Below are 16,976 nucleotides of genomic sequence, written 5' to 3' on the forward strand. Positions count from 1 at the left end.
TGCAGGGTGTTGCCCGGGTTACAGGCGCACGTTCCCCATCGTCGGCAGTAACTGCTTTCGCTTCATCCACAGGTTCGATAGCGCAAACAAGGTCAGCACCTGCGCGGTGTTCTTGGCCAGGCCGCGATAGCGGACCTTGGTGTAGCCGAACTGGCGCTTGATCACCCGGAATGGATGCTCCACCTTCGCGCGCACGCTGGCCTTGAAGTGTTCCCAACGTCTTTCCCGAGCACGCTCGCGTTTGTTGCCGAGGGCTTGCATCGTCGAGGGCCTGGCGGCGATGAAGAATGCAGCCTTGCAGGCCTGCAGTTCTTCGCGTTTGTCCGCACCGGTGTAGCCGCTATCGCCGAACACGCTGTCTTCTTTGCCATGCAGCAACGTGTGCATCACCGTGACATCGGCGACGTTGGCGGCTGTGCAATGGACGTGGTGCACCAACCCGGAAAATTCATCCACGCCGATGTGCGCCTTCATCCCGAAATACCACTGATTGCCCTTCTTGGTCTGATGCATCTCAGGGTCGCGCGCGTTGTCGGCATTCTTGGTCGAACTGGGCGCCGCGATCAGCGTCGCATCGACGATCGTGCCCGACCGCAGGCTCTGGCCCTTGCGCGCCAGATGCGCGTTGACCGCTTCCAGCATCCGCGCGGCAAGGCCATGGGTCTCCAGCAGGCGCCGAAAGTTGAGAATCGTGGTCTCGTCCGGAACGTTGTCCAAGCCACCGAGCTGGGCAAACCGCCGCAAGGTCGGGATCTCGTGCAGTGCTTCTTCCATCGCCGGATCGCTCAGCGCATACCACTGCTGCAGCAGATGAATCCGCAACATCGTCGCCAGTGCGTACGGCTGCCGACCTGGCCGGCCCGATACCGGATAGTGCGGCGCGATCAGACCGAGCAGTTGCTGCCACGGAACAACCTGCTCCATCTCGGCCAGAAAGATCTCGCGCCGGGTCTGCTTGCGCTTGCCCAGGCCCTCAGCGTCACCGAACGTCAGTTGCATGGATCACTCCTCAACATCAGGCGGGTAGTGTCGCGTATCTGTGGTGCGTTGTTCAGAGGTTCCTTAGCGCCACCACGCCCACCCACGCCGTCGTCCGCTGCAACAGATTCCACTGAAAAATCGCGATCTCGTCGCGCAGGTAATCGTTGATCAGACGAAAAAATTCGTAGTTGGCGATGTTCGTCAAAAAATCCATATGTCACCACATCCACTTAACGGCTACGCCGTGGGGCAGTCGCTGCCCCGGGGTTGATTACGTTGCGTGATCCAGCCGTGCCACAGCGTCAGTCCTTGTCGATCGCCAACGGCGGTTCCATGCCAGATGGCCTGTCACTCTCGATCGTCTTGAATGCACCTTTCATCACCAGACCGGCTGCGACTGTCTTGCCCAGGCTCAACAGATCCGCTGGAATCCAGGATGGAAACCATGAACCGCTTCCATCTCCCTTCGGCGGCTCCTTCCCCGCCATGGCGGCTTTCGCAGCGCCTGTTTGCAGTTCGGTCAAGGCCGCCAGGCGCTTTTCGTAGGCAAACATTGCCGACTCCATCTGCTGGCGATCAATATCCATCATTGCCTTCAGCGCCAGAAGCTTGTTGGTGTTGCTTTCCAGCTCGCCAATCTTCTGGTCGCCAATTTTCTTGCGCTCTTCCTCGATCGTTCGCAGGCGCTCCAGGCGCTTGGTGGTGATCTCGTACATCGCCACCATGTAATTGAACTGAGAGTTACGCGTACGTTGGATCAACTCGCAGGACTCTCTCTGCGAATCAGATACAGGTGTGCCGGAGGTAGACGCCGAACAGGCGGCCACGCCCTGATCGTCTGCAACCTTCTTCAGCGTCTCTTTGGGCTTCTCGACCTCCTTACCGCTGGATTCCTTGCCATCGCCGTTCTTGATGGTCTGATTCTTGCGAATCTGCTCCACCTTCTCGTTCAACGTCTTGTCCACCACTTCCCACTGCGCACTGGCCGCTCCCGCCATGCAGAGCAGCACCAGTCCCGTCAATACCCGAGAAAAATGTCTGAACTTGGTGGTCATGGTGTTCTTCGCCTCCTGTGATACAGATGGATATGTTGCCGGGTGAGTTTGTTGATGAATGTTGGAGTTACGCATCTTCGACCTCCTTATCCTTGACAGACTTGCGCTTCCCAGAGCCCTTGCGGTTGGCATAGAAGTCTTCCAGCCACTGCTCCGGCGTCAGCTGATCGACGGTGACGCCAAGCTTGCTGGCCTTGCCGGCCAGGATCTGATGCATGATCTCGATGTTGTCGGTCGAAGACGAAATCACCGACAGCGCATCGTCCATGCCGCGCAGATTGAGCTGGCACACCGCCGAGGCATGGCCTTGCTTGACCAGGAAGCAGCGCGAGCGCTCGTCCAGCGAAACCACTACTTGGTACTCGGCATCGGTCAGCTTGAGGCCTTCGATGTAATCGTCGCGGCTGGCGTTCGGGTTGGGCAGCAGCACCATCGTGGCGGTCTGTTCGATCAGCGCCGCGGCGATATCGCTGGCCAATGCATCTTCCGGGCTTTGCGTGGCGAAGATGCCCAGGCCGTTCTGTTTACGGATGGTCTTCTGCTTGTTCTTGGCGAATTCCTTCAGCCCGCCCTTGCCGTCCAGGATTTTCCAGAATTCGTCCATCACATAGATCAGTGGGCGCCCGTCGATCAGCGCTTCCAGGCGATGCAGCAGGTAATTGATCACCGGCACGCGCACTTCGGCGTTATCGATCACATCGGTGTAATCAAAGCCGATGATCGAGGCGCGCGTCAGGTCGATGGTGTCCACGGGGTTGTCGAACACCCAGCCCAACGAGTTGCCGGCGGTCCAGCGACGCAGGCGCGCATACAGCCCATCGTCGCCCATGTTCGGCAGGCTCTTGCGGAAGTTGCTCATGCTGCGCAGGTGCATCGGCGTGTCCAGCATGCCTTCCACTGCGCGAAAGATGTCCTCTTCCTCGCGCGAGCTGTATTCGGGCTTGCCGCCCAGTACCTTGATCAGCTCGGCCAGGAACTGCGTGTTGGCTTCATTACGTTCGCACTGGAAAGGATTAAAACCAGTCGGCGCACCATTTTCCAGCGCCAGATAATTGCCACCACAGGCGCGCACGAAGATTTCTGCGCCGCGGTCCTTGTCAAAGAAGAAGATCGTCGGGATCGGGTCGAACTTCTGCACCTGACTCAACAGGAAGTTGATCAGTGGGGGCAGGTCACCGGTACCGGACTTGCCGATCACCATGGTATTGCCGATCGCCTTCTCGCCAAGGGAGTTTTCGGCCGGGTGGGTGGCGTGGAAATTGAAGTAATACGGCTGACCATTGGTGGTCTGCAAGGTGGTGACGCAATCGCCCCAGGGATTGTTGTGCTGCTTGCCCTGGGCAAAATTATGCAGCGGCGACAGGCCAAGGAAATTGAGCGAGCTCAGGTTCGCAATGCGGGTGCGGAAGCGCCAGTTGCCCGGCAGCTGTGCGTAGAACGAGGAGGCGATCGCTAGGTCTTCCTTGGCCGACACGAATCCGGCGTTGGACAGCTCCGCAAGCGTGGTCGCGATCTGCTTGGCCAACTTCTCCTGACTGTCGGCACCGTAAAATCAGACAACGCTTAAAATTAATGATGGATGAATGATAAAAATGGGTATATGCAAAACGTCTCGACAGCGACCGCTCTATGCGCTCAGTGAGCGAACAGAAGAGCCAAAAAGACGATGGCCTTGGCAAAAGCCAAGGCCAGCGGGTAAGCCGGAGCACGTTCTAGCTAGAGCGTTCGGCTGCGCGTATCGGCTTCTTGTACTTGTGTTTGCTGTGACTGACGCTGACTTTCTTCAACCGCTTGTCGGCTGCTGTGTTCCAACGGCTGATTCTGCGCCTGCGCGCGATCCACAAAGACCCGTTGCATCGCCGGGTCGGTCATCTCGCCTTGTACTGCGAAGAAGCCGTCTCCGCTCTTGTTGGGAACCACATGGTCGATGCGTTGCATACCGCTGACCTTGGCCTCGAACACGATCTGGCCGGCCGCTTGCTGGAGTTCTTGCCGGTTGGCAAAACCGCCACGCTCGCCAAGCGCTTCTAGCTTGCTCACTGCGCCGTTGTACATCGCATTGTCTGGATGGCGCGGATCGGACAGCAGAGGGATGCCGGCCGGTGCAGCTTGCAGTGCTGACTGCTCGGCGTGTTTGGCCGTGTGCTGCGACAGCGCCTGGCCCAATGTGGCCTGCGTGCGTTGACCGACCACACCATCCACCTGCAAGCCATGCTCGCGCTGGAACTGCTCCACGGCATGCTTAGTGTTTCCACCAAAGTCACCATCGGCTTGCAACGGCTTGCCGTCGCGGCCTTTGGCGCCGAGTTGGGCGAGCTGGCTTTGCAATTGCTTGACAGACTGGCCACGCTCGCCTTGCTCGAGATGGCCGTCATGGGATGAAAAACCAGCATGATGCCTGGAAGGAGCACCCTCGCCCGATTGCTTGACCGCAGTTCTTTGAATGGTTTCTGTAGGCGTACGATCTGACCGGCTATTACCTACACTGTCCGCATAGACCGCATATTGGTCCATCTTGCGGCCCATCGCCGCATATGCTTGGGCATTGGTAATGTTGCCATCCCCATAAAGGGAAGAATTGCCCTTGATAACCGCCGCACTCAGCACACTGTTTACTTTTCCATCTGGATTGTCGTGCACTGCCTGTAAAAACTTGGGACCGTCACCTGTGCCAAGGTTATGCATTGCATAGACATTTGCTGCTACATCCTTGCCACCATACTCTGCAGCGCGAACGATATTCTCACGCGTGAACTCAGCCAACATCGCAGCCTGCAGACGCGTATCTTGACGAAGCTCGGGCGAATTTGCCTGCGTGCGAGTAAGATCGGCAGCGTTTTCAACACCATACTTTTCACCGTAGGTGTTGATCATCTGTTGCCAGGTGCCATTGAGAAATTGGCCATACCCGTACGCTGACGAGATCGCCATCGTCCCGTCGAACTGCTTGACCGTGTTGTTTTCAGGATGCGTAATCGCAACCGGCCGCGCTTCTGGATTGAATCCGGATTCAAATCCGGCAATCTTGACCATCACACGCGGATCGATGCCCGCGGCATGTGCTGCATCTTCAAGCTCTTTCCGATGCTCAGCCCATCTATCGTCGATCCTTGCCATGCGACATTCTCCTTAATCAGAATTCATGCGTTGACTCAAGGACTCCAGGGGTAGATTCCTTTCGCTTCGTCGTAAGACACCAACCGTGTTTCCAGCACATTGTCGCCACGCTTGCGTGTAATTTCCAGTGGATACATGCCGGCAACCACTTTCCCATCGCTCTTGACGTTGAGATCGATCCTCTCGTCCGGGGTGTTCTCGCTGACGCGCGGAATGCCCGAAACGTCACGAATCTCGCTACCCACTGGAACCTGGAGTGAGTAACGCGTCACTTGCACCCCTTGCCAAACGCCGCCGGTGGTCGACAACCAGCCATACCGAGCAGGCCCGACTTGAATCACCTTGGCATCGAGACAACCGCAATCCCCAGCTTGCCCCATATCGATTGCCGGCTTCGAGGCAAGCACTGTCACCTTCTTGTCAGCATCCAGCCCAACAAAAAATAACCCTTCCAGGCCAGGGTCAACTTGTGAATAGATCTCAGCCTGCGGATCGCTGTGCGACTGTACGTAGACCTTGACCCCATCGGCATCGCTGGACACCTTGGAGACAGCACCAATCATGCAGTAATCCAGCGATTCACTGCCTGCTTGAAATGAATATTTCCAGCAACTACGCAACGCGTCAAAATTATTAGCGCCGTAAGCCGAATCCATCACTTCTTTCGCGATAGACGTAAGCTTTGCCGGATCTATTGAAGCATGGTCACCACCGCTAACTGGCGCGCTCGTTGCTGTACCCAAAGTCTTCGCAGTCGAAGATTTATTTTCTAAGGATAGTTTATCTTCTCTTGACGTACACCCTGCCACAAGAAACGCAAAAATAAGAAATGTAAAATTTATACTATTGATTGATTTAAAAAAAGGTACGCCGCCATAAAGCGGCTTGGCGGCGAAAATATAATTCATAATAATTAATGCCTCCCAATTTAAGTTAAGCCAAACGCATCCGTTGAAAAATCCTGGAACTTTCGGAACATTGGCTTAGTACATTCAGGTTATAAAAATTAAACGGGTTGCCACCGCTCTTCTTACGGTTTTTAATTCCGATGCGACAACCTAGGCAGAAACCTAGAATTTCTCAAAAAATGGCTCTGTGCATTCCGTGAAAAAAATGGAGCAAGTGGAAGCCGACTTCTTCTTACACCTATCGAGAGCCACACCGCTAGCAACCTGCTCATCTTTACCAGTAACAATGCTACTAGAGCCTCCATTAACTGGCATTGCAATAGCCACACATTGATTGAAATAAGCCATATCTACCCGACAATCATGTACGCCGGTTGCAAAACATTTCTGCAAAGCATCTTGCTTAGCAGCTTCTTCATTTAACTTTCCTGTTGAGGTCCATCCTTGTTTTCCTTCGTCCGAACCAACAACTGCTCCCCAGGTCTTGATCCACCTGCCCGTTGGTTGAGGTGGGGCAACAGAGTCACCTCTTGAGGTTCCGGAATCAGGTCCACATTGGGGACTTCCAGGCGCAACTCCTACAGGGCAAGCAGTTTGAGCAACCGAAACAATAGGCAATAATGAAGTTAATATAAGAAGGATTGAAAAAATTATCGCTTTCATTGATTGCCTTTTAAGAATTATTAGCATTTCCGCGGCTACCGGCCTGTGCAACCTGATTTTCATGACCAGATCCACTGTTAATTTTCTGATAGGCAGTACCGTTATCGTTAGTATTCATTTGCGTTTCTCTATGAGGAGCCGGCGTCTGAGGTCTACCACCACTCCCATCCTGGCTCGCTCGATCCAACTGCCCCAGCGCCGAATACGCCGTGAACTGGCCCAGCGTGCCCTGGAAGAAGGCCGCTGCCATCGGTGGTGCGGTGATGATCAACGTCGTCAAGACCAAGCCCAGTCCTCCTTGCTGCAGCGCCATGCTGCTGATGCCTTCGCCATTGCCACCGCTGACCGCCCACTTCGCCAGAAACGCCACGCCCACCGCTCCAACTACCTTGGTCGCCAAGCTCACGGTGAAGGTCAACACCGACAGCGAGAACATGGTGCCTAATCCATATAACAGCCATTTGCTGAACAGCGACTTCGTCGCCTGGAACAGCAGGCACAGGATGAACAATGGTCCGAATCCCACCACCAGCGCCATCGCCAGCTTGTTCAACAGCAGCATCGAACCGGCCACCACGCCCGGCCCTGCCATGCCGATGCCGGTGAACCAGCGTGCTCGGTTCTTGGCATCTTCGCTTTCCTTGTCGCCGCCGGTCTTGATCTGGTCAAGCCCTGCCAGCGCCATCTGCATCAGCATCAAGTTCTGATCGATCGACTTGTAGGGGCTATCCGAGTCCCCTGTCACTGTCTTGGTGATGGCAGAGCTGATCCCGTCGGTTAGGGTCCAATACAGTTGCGGCGAGCCCTTGGCCATGCTCGTCGCCAAACCGATAATCAGCGCCGCCCGCAGCGCCGTCACTACCAACCCCATCGCTGCCTCGCGCGACTGGCCGGTCACGATGCGGTAGCCCTGGATGAAGATCCACAGCGTCAGCACCGTCAATGACACCATACCGACCCAGGCCGTCGTGCGCTGCAACAACTCCCATTGAAAGATGGAAATTTCGTCGCGCAGGTACGTGTTGATGAGACGAAAAAATTCGTAATTACCGATATTCGTCAGGAAATCACTGAGGTTCATAAGTCACCACATCCACTGAGACGGCTGCGCCGTGGGGCAACTGCTGCCCGATGTTGAGTCCATTGCAATACACGCTTCCACCACAGTGAGTGCGCATTACTTCTTCTCATCGATCATCAATGGCCGGTAACCCTCAGGCTCATCGCTCTTGATGGTCTCGAATGCAACTTTCATCGCTGCGCCGGCGATCGCCGTCTTGCCAAGGCTCATCAAATCGCCGGTAATCTGCGACCACCACGAGGACTCGCCATCGGGATCCGGTGGCTCGGTGCCGCTCATCGCCGCCAATGCCGCTCCCGTCTGCTTGTCGGTCAGATACGCCAGGCGCTTGTCGTAGGCAAACATTGCCGATTCCATCTGCTGACGGTCGATATCCATCATCGCCTTCAACGCCAACAGCTTGTTGGTATTGCTCTCCAGCTCGCCGATTTTCTGATCGCCGATCTTCTTGCGCTCTTCCTCGATCGTGCGTAAGCGCTCAAGACGTTTGGTGGTGATCTCGTTCATCGCCACCATGTAGTTGTACTGGGCATTGCGCGTACGCTGGGTCATTTCACAGACCTGCTTTTGCACACTGGAGACCGGCGTGCCGGAGGTCGACGAAGCGCATGTGCTCACACCGAAGTCATCTGGCACCTTCTTCAGCGCTTCCTTGGGCTTCTCGACCTCCTTGCCGCTGGATTCCTTGCCATCGCCGTTCTTGATGGTCTGATTCTTGCGAATCTGCTCCACCTTCTCGTTCAACGTCTTGTCCACCACTTCCCACTGCGCACTGGCCGCTCCCGCCATGCAGAGCAGCACCAGTCCCGTGAATACCCGAGAAAAATGTCTGAACTTGGTTGTCATGGTGTTCTTCGCCTCCTGTGATACAGATGGATATGTTGCCGGGTGAATTTCTTGATGAATGTTGGAGTTACGCATCTTCGACCTCCTTATCCTTGACAGACTTGCGCTTCCCAGAGCCCTTGCGGTTGGCATAGAAGTCTTCCAGCCACTGCTCCGGCGTCAGCTGATCGACGGTGACGCCAAGCTTGCTGGCCTTGCCGGCCAGGATCTGATGCATGATCTCGATGTTGTCGGTCGAAGACGAAATCACCGACAGCGCATCGTCCATGCCGCGCAGATTGAGCTGGCACACCGCCGAGGCATGGCCTTGCTTGACCAGGAAGCAGCGCGAGCGCTCGTCCAGCGAAACCACTACTTGGTACTCGGCATCGGTCAGCTTGAGGCCTTCGATGTAATCGTCGCGGCTGGCGTTCGGGTTGGGCAGCAGCACCATCGTGGCGGTCTGTTCGATCAGCGCCGCGGCGATATCGCTGGCCAATGCATCTTCCGGGCTTTGCGTGGCGAAGATGCCCAGGCCGTTCTGTTTACGGATGGTCTTCTGCTTGTTCTTGGCGAATTCCTTCAGGCCCCCCTTGCCATCGAGGATCTTCCAGAACTCGTCCATTACGTAGATCAGCGGACGGCCGTCGATCAACGCTTCCAGGCGGTGCAGCAGGTAATTGATCACCGGCACGCGCACTTCGGCGTTGTCGATCACGTCGGTATAGTCGAAGCCGATGATCGAGGCGCGTGTCAGGTCGATGGTATCGACCGGGTTGTCGAACACCCAGCCCAGCGAGTTACCAGTAGTCCAGCGGCGCAGACGCGCATACAGGCCATCGTCGCCCATGTTGGGCAGGCTCTTGCGGAAGTTGCTCATGCTGCGCAGGTGCATGGGCGTATCCAGCATGCCTTCCACCGCGCGGTAGATGTCTTCTTCCTCGCGGGCGCTGTACTCGGCTTTGCCGCCCAACACCTTGATCAATTCGGCGAGAAACTGCGTGTTGGCTTCATTGCGCTCGCACTGGAACGGGTTGAAGCCGGTCGGCACGCCATTTTCCAGCGCCAGATAATTGCCGCCGCAGGCGCGCACGAAGATCTCCGCGCCGCGGTCCTTGTCGAAGAAGAAAATGGTCGGGATCGGATCGAACTTCTGTACCTGGCTCAGCAGGAAGTTGATCAGCGCCGTCTTGCCGGTACCGGACTTGCCGATGACCATCGTGTTGCCGATCGCCTTCTCGCCGAGGGAATTTTCGGCCGGATGTGTGGCGTGGAAGTTGAAGTAATACGGCTGCCCGTTGGTGGTCTGCAGCGTGGTGACACAGTCGCCCCACGGGTTGTTGTGCTGCTTGCCCTGGGCGAAGTTGTGCAGAGGCGACAGGCCAAGGAAATTGAGCGAGCTCAGATTCGCAATACGCGTGCGGAAGCGCCAGTTGCCCGGCAGTTGCGCATAGAACGAAGAAGCGATTGCCAGATCTTCCTTGGCCGACACGAAACCTGCGTTGGACAATTCGGCACGTGTCGTCGCGATCTGCCTGGCCAACTTCTCCTGGCTATCGGCATAGACTGCCAAGGTAAAGTGATATTCGCCCAATACGAAGTTGCCGGAGGCCACGTCGTCCATCGCCAGGTCCAGGTCGCGGATCTGGCTGGACGACTTGTCGCCTGACGAAATCATCATTCCCTTGGTGCGTTCCAACACCTTCAAGGCATCGTGGCGCCCGACCGGGCTGAACGAATGCGTCATCACGTATTCGAAATCAAGATATTTCAAGCCATTGAGAATGCCTGGATAGGTTCCGTCCGCATATTCCTTGACGTTGAGGATCGCACCGAAATGATTGATGCCATCCGGCGTGCGAATGACAAAATCGCCGGTCTTGTTGGCGAACATGTGCTTGCTGACAGGCAGATACGCCGGCACAGGCGCCTGCAGCACCGGGACAGGCTCGTCGATCCGGTTGAGCAAGTAACCGAGAAACTCCAGTGTCTCGGAAAACACGACACCATTCTTGGCTTCATACATGCCAAGACGGTAAGGCGAATAATCCTTCAGCACCGCTTCAACGTTCGTGGCCAACTCGATGATCTTGGAGATGGCCTGCTCTTCCTCGGCCCTGATCTTGTCTGGATTGACAGACTTTTCGACCAGACGTCGTCCGGTAACGACAGGACGATAGATCATGCTGAAGTACAACTCGTTTTGCATGATTTTTTGCGATGAAAGCGCCGCGTAATACTCGTCGGACAGCGTCTGATTGAACGATTGCTTGAAGCGTCCGCCGGTACCGATCCTACGACGACGGCGAACGTCGTGAACCCAGAACGCGATATTGGCGAAATCCGGTGCACGCAAGGTTTGCAACAACCGATTAAACGTGTTGTGCCGCTGTTCGAGTTCGAACTCGTCACGCCCAACGAAGGGCAAGCCAGCCAGATGCCAGATCAACAGATAGTCGCCACCAGTCGTCTTGACGACGGACGGTGCGACATGTGTCGAAATGGAAACAAATTCGCCGATCGGACTGTCTGGACTGAACATGGTCTTACCAAGTTAAGGGGAAAGCATCACACCAGGAACTATCTAAAACACCAACCCCACGCGGATTAAACGCATGGGGTTGGCTGACTTTTTTACGTGCTCATCGCGGCTTGACCGGGGGTCCCTTGCGGTACTCGTTGGGAGTGAATACCCACATCCCGGAATAACGCTGAAGGTTTCGGGCGCGCATTCGGAAAAGCCAGCGCAATCCAAGCAACCTGAAAATCATTTCGTCCCTCTTTGCCATTTGCTGCATGCCAAAGATGATGACGGGGATGGTGAGCAGGTACCAAAGATTGATGTACATCCCCAGCAGCAAGCCACCGCCCGCACCGATGAAGAAAGGGATATAAGGCACCCCCAAGAACATCGCAGGGCGGGTGCAGCCGCGGAAGAGTACGTCTTTATGCATAGTACTGAGCTATCTGCAGCAGCGAGGAGGTGAGTGTCGAGCACTCCTCAGCGCCTCCCTCCTTGTTCTGAAGGATCATATTTGCAATCTGGCCCGCAGCACCGATCAAAACGCCACCAATAAGGATAGGGGACACCTCGGAGATGCGCTTGTGTGCAAATGCGATCTGATAGCCGGCCACGATGACGGCGATGGTGACGACGGCGATCGAGCCCATGTTCAACAGTTTCGTCACGTTATTCAGGAAGCCACAAACCCGGGCATCGGTGCCGCCGAGGTCATTTGTCGCCCCGGCACCACCGGCCACCAACAGCAGCGAGGTGAACACCAGTGCCTTCATCGCCTGAGCGCCAACCATCTTGGCATTTGCCATTGTCTTCTTGTCGATTTCAAACTTCATGTCTAACTCCTTGGGAACAGAGGGGGTCCAGCAGCCATATCCTTGGCGATCTTCCATCCTAAAAAACAAATGCGCTGTCTATTTGCGGAGCCGTCTGTGGTGCAAGCGGCATTGAGACGGAATTTGCGGGTTGATCAGTCTTCATCGAGGCCTGCGGTGCGACGGCGGGCAACGCCACCCCACGCCCCTGGCCTGTCGGCTTTATCACATACAGCTCGTTCTCCGCCGCAGGAGCCACAGGAGTGGCCCGGCTCGGCAGAGAGTAAGGTACCGACGGTGCCGATAGCATAGGCCCCGACGGTGAAGCCACCGTGTTGCCGGCACCGGATAGATCCTGAATACGACGCGCGACAATCGCATCTGCCAATTCGGCGGCCGCCTGCTTAAGCGGATTGGCAGGCCGCAACTGCACCTGGCGGGTCGGCACGACCGCAATGGGCTCGGGTCCAGGCGATGCTACCGACTGACGAATGGATGCATAGATCTTTTGGACATAACCATGTTTGAAGCCGGTCTCGAAGTTGCCGGAGTAGTAACAGCTGAACGATTTGCCCCAATTAGCGCCTGAGCGCGAATGGCACTCCGCTAAAATCCTTGAAGCAGCGACAAGATTGGGGCATTTGTCGAATGCCATCTCGTAACTGGTCAGCCCGTACTTCTGCAGGTTGTAGCGATTGACTTGGCCTAGCCCCAGGGAGAAGTTATAACCCTTCTGTTCCAGCATCTTGGCGGTGGCGACTGCCTCAGCCAAACCCCGTGGCTCACGCACCAAGCGCCCGCCAACCACACCGATGGCATACGGATTGCGCGACGACTCGACACGGACAACGTGCTGCATTACCTCGCCAGGAACAGCAAGTCCAGTGCACCCCATCAGTTCCATGCCAGGCAACATGTCATTACTCCTTGCAAAACCAAACCAACCCCAACGAAAGAATTTACCTCTCAACTGCCGCGCAAGGTTCTCAGAGGATCGAAGTCGATGCCTGTAATGAACCGCCGTCCCGCGTGCGCCTTGATGTGAACCACGATGTCGATGGTCATTCTCAGCAAACGCTTGATCACCTCGAACTCCAGACCAGAGCCTTCGTTGGATGCTTTCACCATCAAGGCCAACTGGTCCCAGGTCTGCTCGACACTACCGGCGTGGCAACTGGTGATGGAACCCGGATGTCCCGAAGCGCAGTTACGGATGAAGTAGAACGACTCATCACCTCGCAACTCGGCCAGGATGATGCGATCCGGCTTCATGCGCAGGCACGCCTCCATACAACTCTTGGCAGTCACGTTGCTGGCGCTCTGCCCGCCCTTCGAGTACAGCAGGTGCACGGAATTAGGCTGACTGATAAAAAGCTCTCTAGCGTCCTCGATGGTCACCAGGCGCTCTTGGTTCGGAATATGATTGACCAACGCCTTCATGAAGGTGGTCTTGCCGCTGCCGGTCGCTCCAGCAACGACGACGTTCTTCTTGTACAACACGCACTTTTTGAAGAACTCGGCATAGTCACGCTTGCGTCGTAACTCCAGCAACTCCTGATCATGATCGCTGACATCCGCAGACTGTTCCAGCACCTCGTCGAAGAAACCGTCGTGTTTGTACTGCTCCAGCGACTTGGTGTGCTTGGAAGGAAGCCGGATAGTGATGGATACCTTGCCGGCATCACATGCCGGCGGCATCACGAACTGCGCGCGCTGCCCGGTCGGAAAAGTCAGTGACACCACCGGGTCAGCGTCAGTAATACGTTGTCCGGTATTGCTCTCGTTGACGACCGCCGTACAAAACTGCCGAGCCCGATCGTAGGTGAGGGACGGCACATCAACCCGCTGCCACCCATGAATGGTCTCAAGATACAACTCACCCGGACGATTGATGCAAATTTCGGTCACGTCAGGCGAATTCAGGTAATCCAGGATTCCCAGCACTGAGTACTGGTAATCCAGGAAGTCGTTCGAAATGCGCGCTGTCGGGGAATCATCGATCGTCATGGCAGCCATGTCATTCACTTCGGCAGGACCGCCGAGAAATCGACGTCCTTGGCAACATAAACGTTCAACACGGTGCCCTGATTGATCGTCAAGGTTGCCGGACGGCGCCCAGACTTTTCGACAGCCTGCTCGGCAAGCTGCTGCATGCTGCGGGCGGTATTACTTTCAAAAGGCTGCTGAGTGACGATCCCGCTGCCAACACCGATTGTGGTCGTTTCTGGACCATATTCGGCAGCCGCATACTTGAAGGCATCGCTCAGCAAACTGATGAACAGAGCCGATGCAATCTTGTTGCCCCAATGGGCGTTGTAGTTGCCTGGATGGCCAGCGCTGCCCAACGTATCAATACCAGGCCCCACGAGCGTGACATCCAGCCCGGTCGGCGTGGTAACCCGATCCCAGACCACCTGCAGGCGCCGTGTCGTTGGCTCTCCGGCGCCATACTGACCAAGCATCTTGGAACCCTTCGGCAGCAGCAGGTTATGCCCGTTGATGGAGTACACCGGCTCAGTCACGATGCAAGATGTATAGCCACCGAAATCGGAAATGATCCGGGTCTCGAGAATGCAGCGAATGTACGTACCACGCACCAACAATCCGTCCGGGTTGCTAATCGGCTTTGCCAGTGTGACAGCAGTGTCTTCCTCTCCAGGTGCAGCTGGCGGACCAGGTTGACCGGGCATGCCTGCGCCATTCACAGCGGATTCGGCGAGGATTCGGCGCTCCAACAATGTAGGACCGCGCTGACGTTCCGGCGCAGAACCGGCCTCTTCGCTATCAACAGTCGGCATCGGCGGCAGTGGCGGCAGACTCGGCTGCTGCGCGAGAGGCACGGGTGCCTCTTCGACGGGCGCAGTCATATTTTGCGGTAGCGCAGGCGCCACAACAGTCTCAGCTCGCGGCTTCGGCGGTGCCGAATCGTCCCCACTTTGCGTTGCTAGCCAGAAAATAACGAGAATCAGCAGAGCGGCGATGGCAGCCAGAAACACGAGCGCCTTACGGTTCAGCCGCTTGATGTCGCTGGAGCGTAGCACCGGCTCATTAGCATCCAGGTCAGGCGTGGCACCTGCCTGTTGACGTGCAAAGTACGGGTTGTTGCGCTCATCGTACTCGCCGTTTCGCGGCTCTTCCCCGCGGTTTGCCGGGGAGTGATCGTCTGGGCTGTTTGGAATATTCGAGTTCACTTTTGCTTGTTCCTTCGCAGACCGAGGACGTTATCGCCGTGGCGAACCACCAGGAAAGGATAGGTCCCATGCACAATCAGGGTATTGCCTTCCACCGTCGTATTGACGAGAAAATCCTCGGCATGTTCTTTCTCTCGAGCGAATACCGCTGGGAAATTCCCAGTCGGAAAACGCGTCAAATCCATGTTGATGTAAGTAAACTTGCCATCATCGTACACCCGGCTTGGAATCAACCAGGATTTCTTGGTACGCGTGGAGTAATCATAATCATAGTAGTAACGACGATCCTTCAGGATCTTTGCGTTCAACAGTGGACCTTTCTTCGATGTGTCTGCATCTTCCACGTTGTTGAAGCTCGTGTCTTTCGGGTAGGTGAACACAACCTTGTATTGAACACCCGCCTGTTTCGCCTGCTCGAGGCGCTGCCAATCTGTTGCAACCACCTTGAGCTCAAGAATGTAAGAATGCGTCGCCGTACGAATCATCATGTTCGTGTCGACGTCGACATTTTTGGGTTTCAGATAAAATACATTCTCACGCCGAGTGAGTTCCCAGCCACCAGTGAACCCGGTACTGTAGTCCAGGATTTTCTCATTCGGGCTCAGCTCGACCTGAGTGGTAATCCCCAGACCCGTACGCACCTGATAGATACGATCAGGCGCATATTCGTATTCCTGAACCACCTGCGCCGCTACTGAAAAAGCACATAGTGCAAGTGGCAGTGCTGAAAATAACGCAGCCCTGTACCGATTAAAGAGTTTCATCGACCGCTTGCTCCATTGACATTATTCGGCGTCCCTTGGGGTTGAATCGCAGGCTGACCCGGTGGCTGCATCTGATCGGGAAACGCTGGCTGTGCTTGCTGTTGCGGCACGCCACCCTGCGGCAAGGCTCCTTGCTGGAGCGGAACGCCGCCTTGCGGGACTGCACCAGAGACATTTGCCGCATTCGGATCGACAACGCCCGTGCCAGGCTGCTGTGCCGCTGCTTGAGGCTGCGCGTTGATGACGGCACCAGCCGCAGGCGCTGCTGGCAGCGAGGAGTAGTCGTTATCGACCCGATAATCTGTCACCCGAAATCCAAGGGGATTTTCGACACGCAGGCTATCACTCATCTCCAGATTGTCCTGATAGACGAATCCCATAGTCGCAATTTTGTTATCGAGCAGCGTGGAAAGCGTTGAATTCTTGTCATATACGGTTCGCTGGAAGCGCACGGTCGCACCTTTGTAAGGTTGGCCTTTCCCACCAATCAGCGTGATACTCAGGATATTGACGCGCACTGCACGAAGCTTGCCGTATATATTCAACGGCCGTAGAGGATTGTTTGAAGAATGCAGTGCGCGATATTCGTTTACAACATTTGTCGTGCCCATTGCTGACACGGTATTCCAGTCACGCTGACCGATGATCGACAAATCGAACGATTCGCGGGCAATGATGAAGCGTGCGATATTGCTGCGCGCCAAGGCCTCACTCGTAGTAATCGTCCGCCCACCAAAATTCGCTTCAAGCTTGGCGATAGTGCTTGTGCCCGAATAGGCGTCTGCCATGACCAGATAAGGCACTTTCTCCTTCAACGGCAACATGTAGTAATAGCCGCCCGCAGTCATGACCGTCACGACCATCGACAAGGTCGCCACAATCCACGCACGCTTTTCACTGCGGCGCGCAAGATCAGCGATGCTCACCTCGTAATTAACCGCCTTCTGGACGGCTGCACCGACTTGGGCAGATCCATCTTTCTCACTGACCTTCTTACGCAACATGTCTAGATCCGTCACCGTGGGGCCTTGTCAGGCCTGAAACTGTTGCCGCGATGG

General features: G+C 55.9%; 15 protein-coding genes and 2 pseudogenes. All 17 read right to left on the reverse strand.

The genetic code is table 11. The features are described from left to right. Positions 1-18: 18 nt before the first annotated feature. Positions 19-999, reverse strand: coding sequence for an IS5 family transposase (locus NMB96_RS19975; RefSeq protein ID WP_183086593.1), 981 nt, complete (start codon positions 997-999; stop codon positions 19-21). 64 nt (positions 1,000-1,063) lie between these two features. Further along, positions 1,064-1,195 (reverse strand): annotated as a pseudogene (locus NMB96_RS19980) (type IV secretion system protein); the annotation flags it as partial. Between the two features lie 88 nt (positions 1,196-1,283). Next, positions 1,284-2,111, reverse strand: coding sequence for a hypothetical protein (locus NMB96_RS19985; RefSeq protein WP_425520897.1), 828 nt, complete (start codon positions 2,109-2,111; stop codon positions 1,284-1,286). Continuing rightward, positions 2,104-3,579 (reverse strand): annotated as a pseudogene (locus NMB96_RS19990) (TraG/VirB4 family ATPase); the annotation flags it as partial. The gene NMB96_RS19985 and the pseudogene NMB96_RS19990, both read right to left, overlap by 8 nt. 173 nt (positions 3,580-3,752) lie before the next feature. Then, positions 3,753-5,153 carry an XVIPCD domain-containing protein gene (locus NMB96_RS19995; RefSeq protein WP_255085475.1) on the reverse strand — a complete coding sequence of 467 codons (1,401 nt, stop codon included), beginning with the start codon at positions 5,151-5,153 and terminating at the stop codon, positions 3,753-3,755. A 35-nt stretch (positions 5,154-5,188) separates the two neighbouring features. Next, a complete protein-coding gene (locus NMB96_RS20000; RefSeq protein ID WP_255085476.1) occupies positions 5,189-6,061 on the reverse strand; it encodes a hypothetical protein in 873 nt (290 codons plus the stop codon). Between the two features lie 162 nt (positions 6,062-6,223). After that, positions 6,224-6,787: a DUF4189 domain-containing protein gene (locus tag NMB96_RS20005; RefSeq protein ID WP_255085478.1), complete on the reverse strand. Its 564-nt coding sequence runs from the start codon at positions 6,785-6,787 to the stop codon at positions 6,224-6,226. Continuing rightward, the gene (locus tag NMB96_RS20010; RefSeq protein WP_255085479.1) at positions 6,735-7,805 is read right to left on the reverse strand and encodes a TrbL/VirB6 family protein; all 1,071 of its coding nucleotides are present in this window, start codon (positions 7,803-7,805) and stop codon (positions 6,735-6,737) included. Before NMB96_RS20010 ends, NMB96_RS20005 begins: the two co-directional genes overlap by 53 nt. 96 nt (positions 7,806-7,901) lie before the next feature. Then, a complete protein-coding gene (locus tag NMB96_RS20015; protein ID WP_255085480.1) occupies positions 7,902-8,651 on the reverse strand; it encodes a hypothetical protein in 750 nt (249 codons plus the stop codon). Positions 8,652-8,718: 67 nt separating this feature from the next. Then, positions 8,719-11,172 (reverse strand): VirB4 family type IV secretion/conjugal transfer ATPase, encoded by a 2,454-nt coding sequence (locus tag NMB96_RS20020; RefSeq protein ID WP_255085481.1) that lies wholly within the window; start codon positions 11,170-11,172, stop codon positions 8,719-8,721. Positions 11,173-11,272: 100 nt separating this feature from the next. Next, positions 11,273-11,584: a VirB3 family type IV secretion system protein gene (locus tag NMB96_RS20025; protein ID WP_043889292.1), complete on the reverse strand. Its 312-nt coding sequence runs from the start codon at positions 11,582-11,584 to the stop codon at positions 11,273-11,275. Beyond that, a complete protein-coding gene (locus NMB96_RS20030; RefSeq protein WP_023904412.1) occupies positions 11,577-11,984 on the reverse strand; it encodes a TrbC/VirB2 family protein in 408 nt (135 codons plus the stop codon). The genes NMB96_RS20025 and NMB96_RS20030 overlap by 8 nt, the downstream gene beginning before the upstream one ends. Before the next feature lie 58 nt (positions 11,985-12,042). Further along, complete coding sequence (locus tag NMB96_RS20035) at positions 12,043-12,867, reverse strand: lytic transglycosylase domain-containing protein (protein ID WP_043889823.1); 825 nt, start codon at positions 12,865-12,867, stop codon at positions 12,043-12,045. A gap of 62 nt (positions 12,868-12,929) precedes the next feature. Beyond that, positions 12,930-13,979 (reverse strand): P-type DNA transfer ATPase VirB11, encoded by a 1,050-nt coding sequence (virB11, locus tag NMB96_RS20040; RefSeq protein WP_183086726.1) that lies wholly within the window; start codon positions 13,977-13,979, stop codon positions 12,930-12,932. Between the two features lie 5 nt (positions 13,980-13,984). After that, a complete protein-coding gene (locus NMB96_RS20045) occupies positions 13,985-15,154 on the reverse strand; it encodes a TrbI/VirB10 family protein (protein WP_310888839.1) in 1,170 nt (389 codons plus the stop codon). Then, on the reverse strand, positions 15,151-15,918 hold the full coding sequence (locus tag NMB96_RS20050) for a TrbG/VirB9 family P-type conjugative transfer protein (protein WP_255085482.1): 768 nt from the start codon (positions 15,916-15,918) through the stop codon (positions 15,151-15,153). Before NMB96_RS20050 ends, NMB96_RS20045 begins: the two co-directional genes overlap by 4 nt. Further along, positions 15,915-16,922, reverse strand: a complete 1,008-nt coding sequence (locus NMB96_RS20055; protein ID WP_043889824.1) for a VirB8/TrbF family protein — start codon at positions 16,920-16,922, stop codon at positions 15,915-15,917. The genes NMB96_RS20050 and NMB96_RS20055 overlap by 4 nt, the downstream gene beginning before the upstream one ends. Positions 16,923-16,976 lie beyond the last annotated feature (54 nt).

Source organism: Xanthomonas hortorum (assembly GCF_024339125.1).
Lineage (GTDB): Bacteria > Pseudomonadota > Gammaproteobacteria > Xanthomonadales > Xanthomonadaceae > Xanthomonas > Xanthomonas hortorum.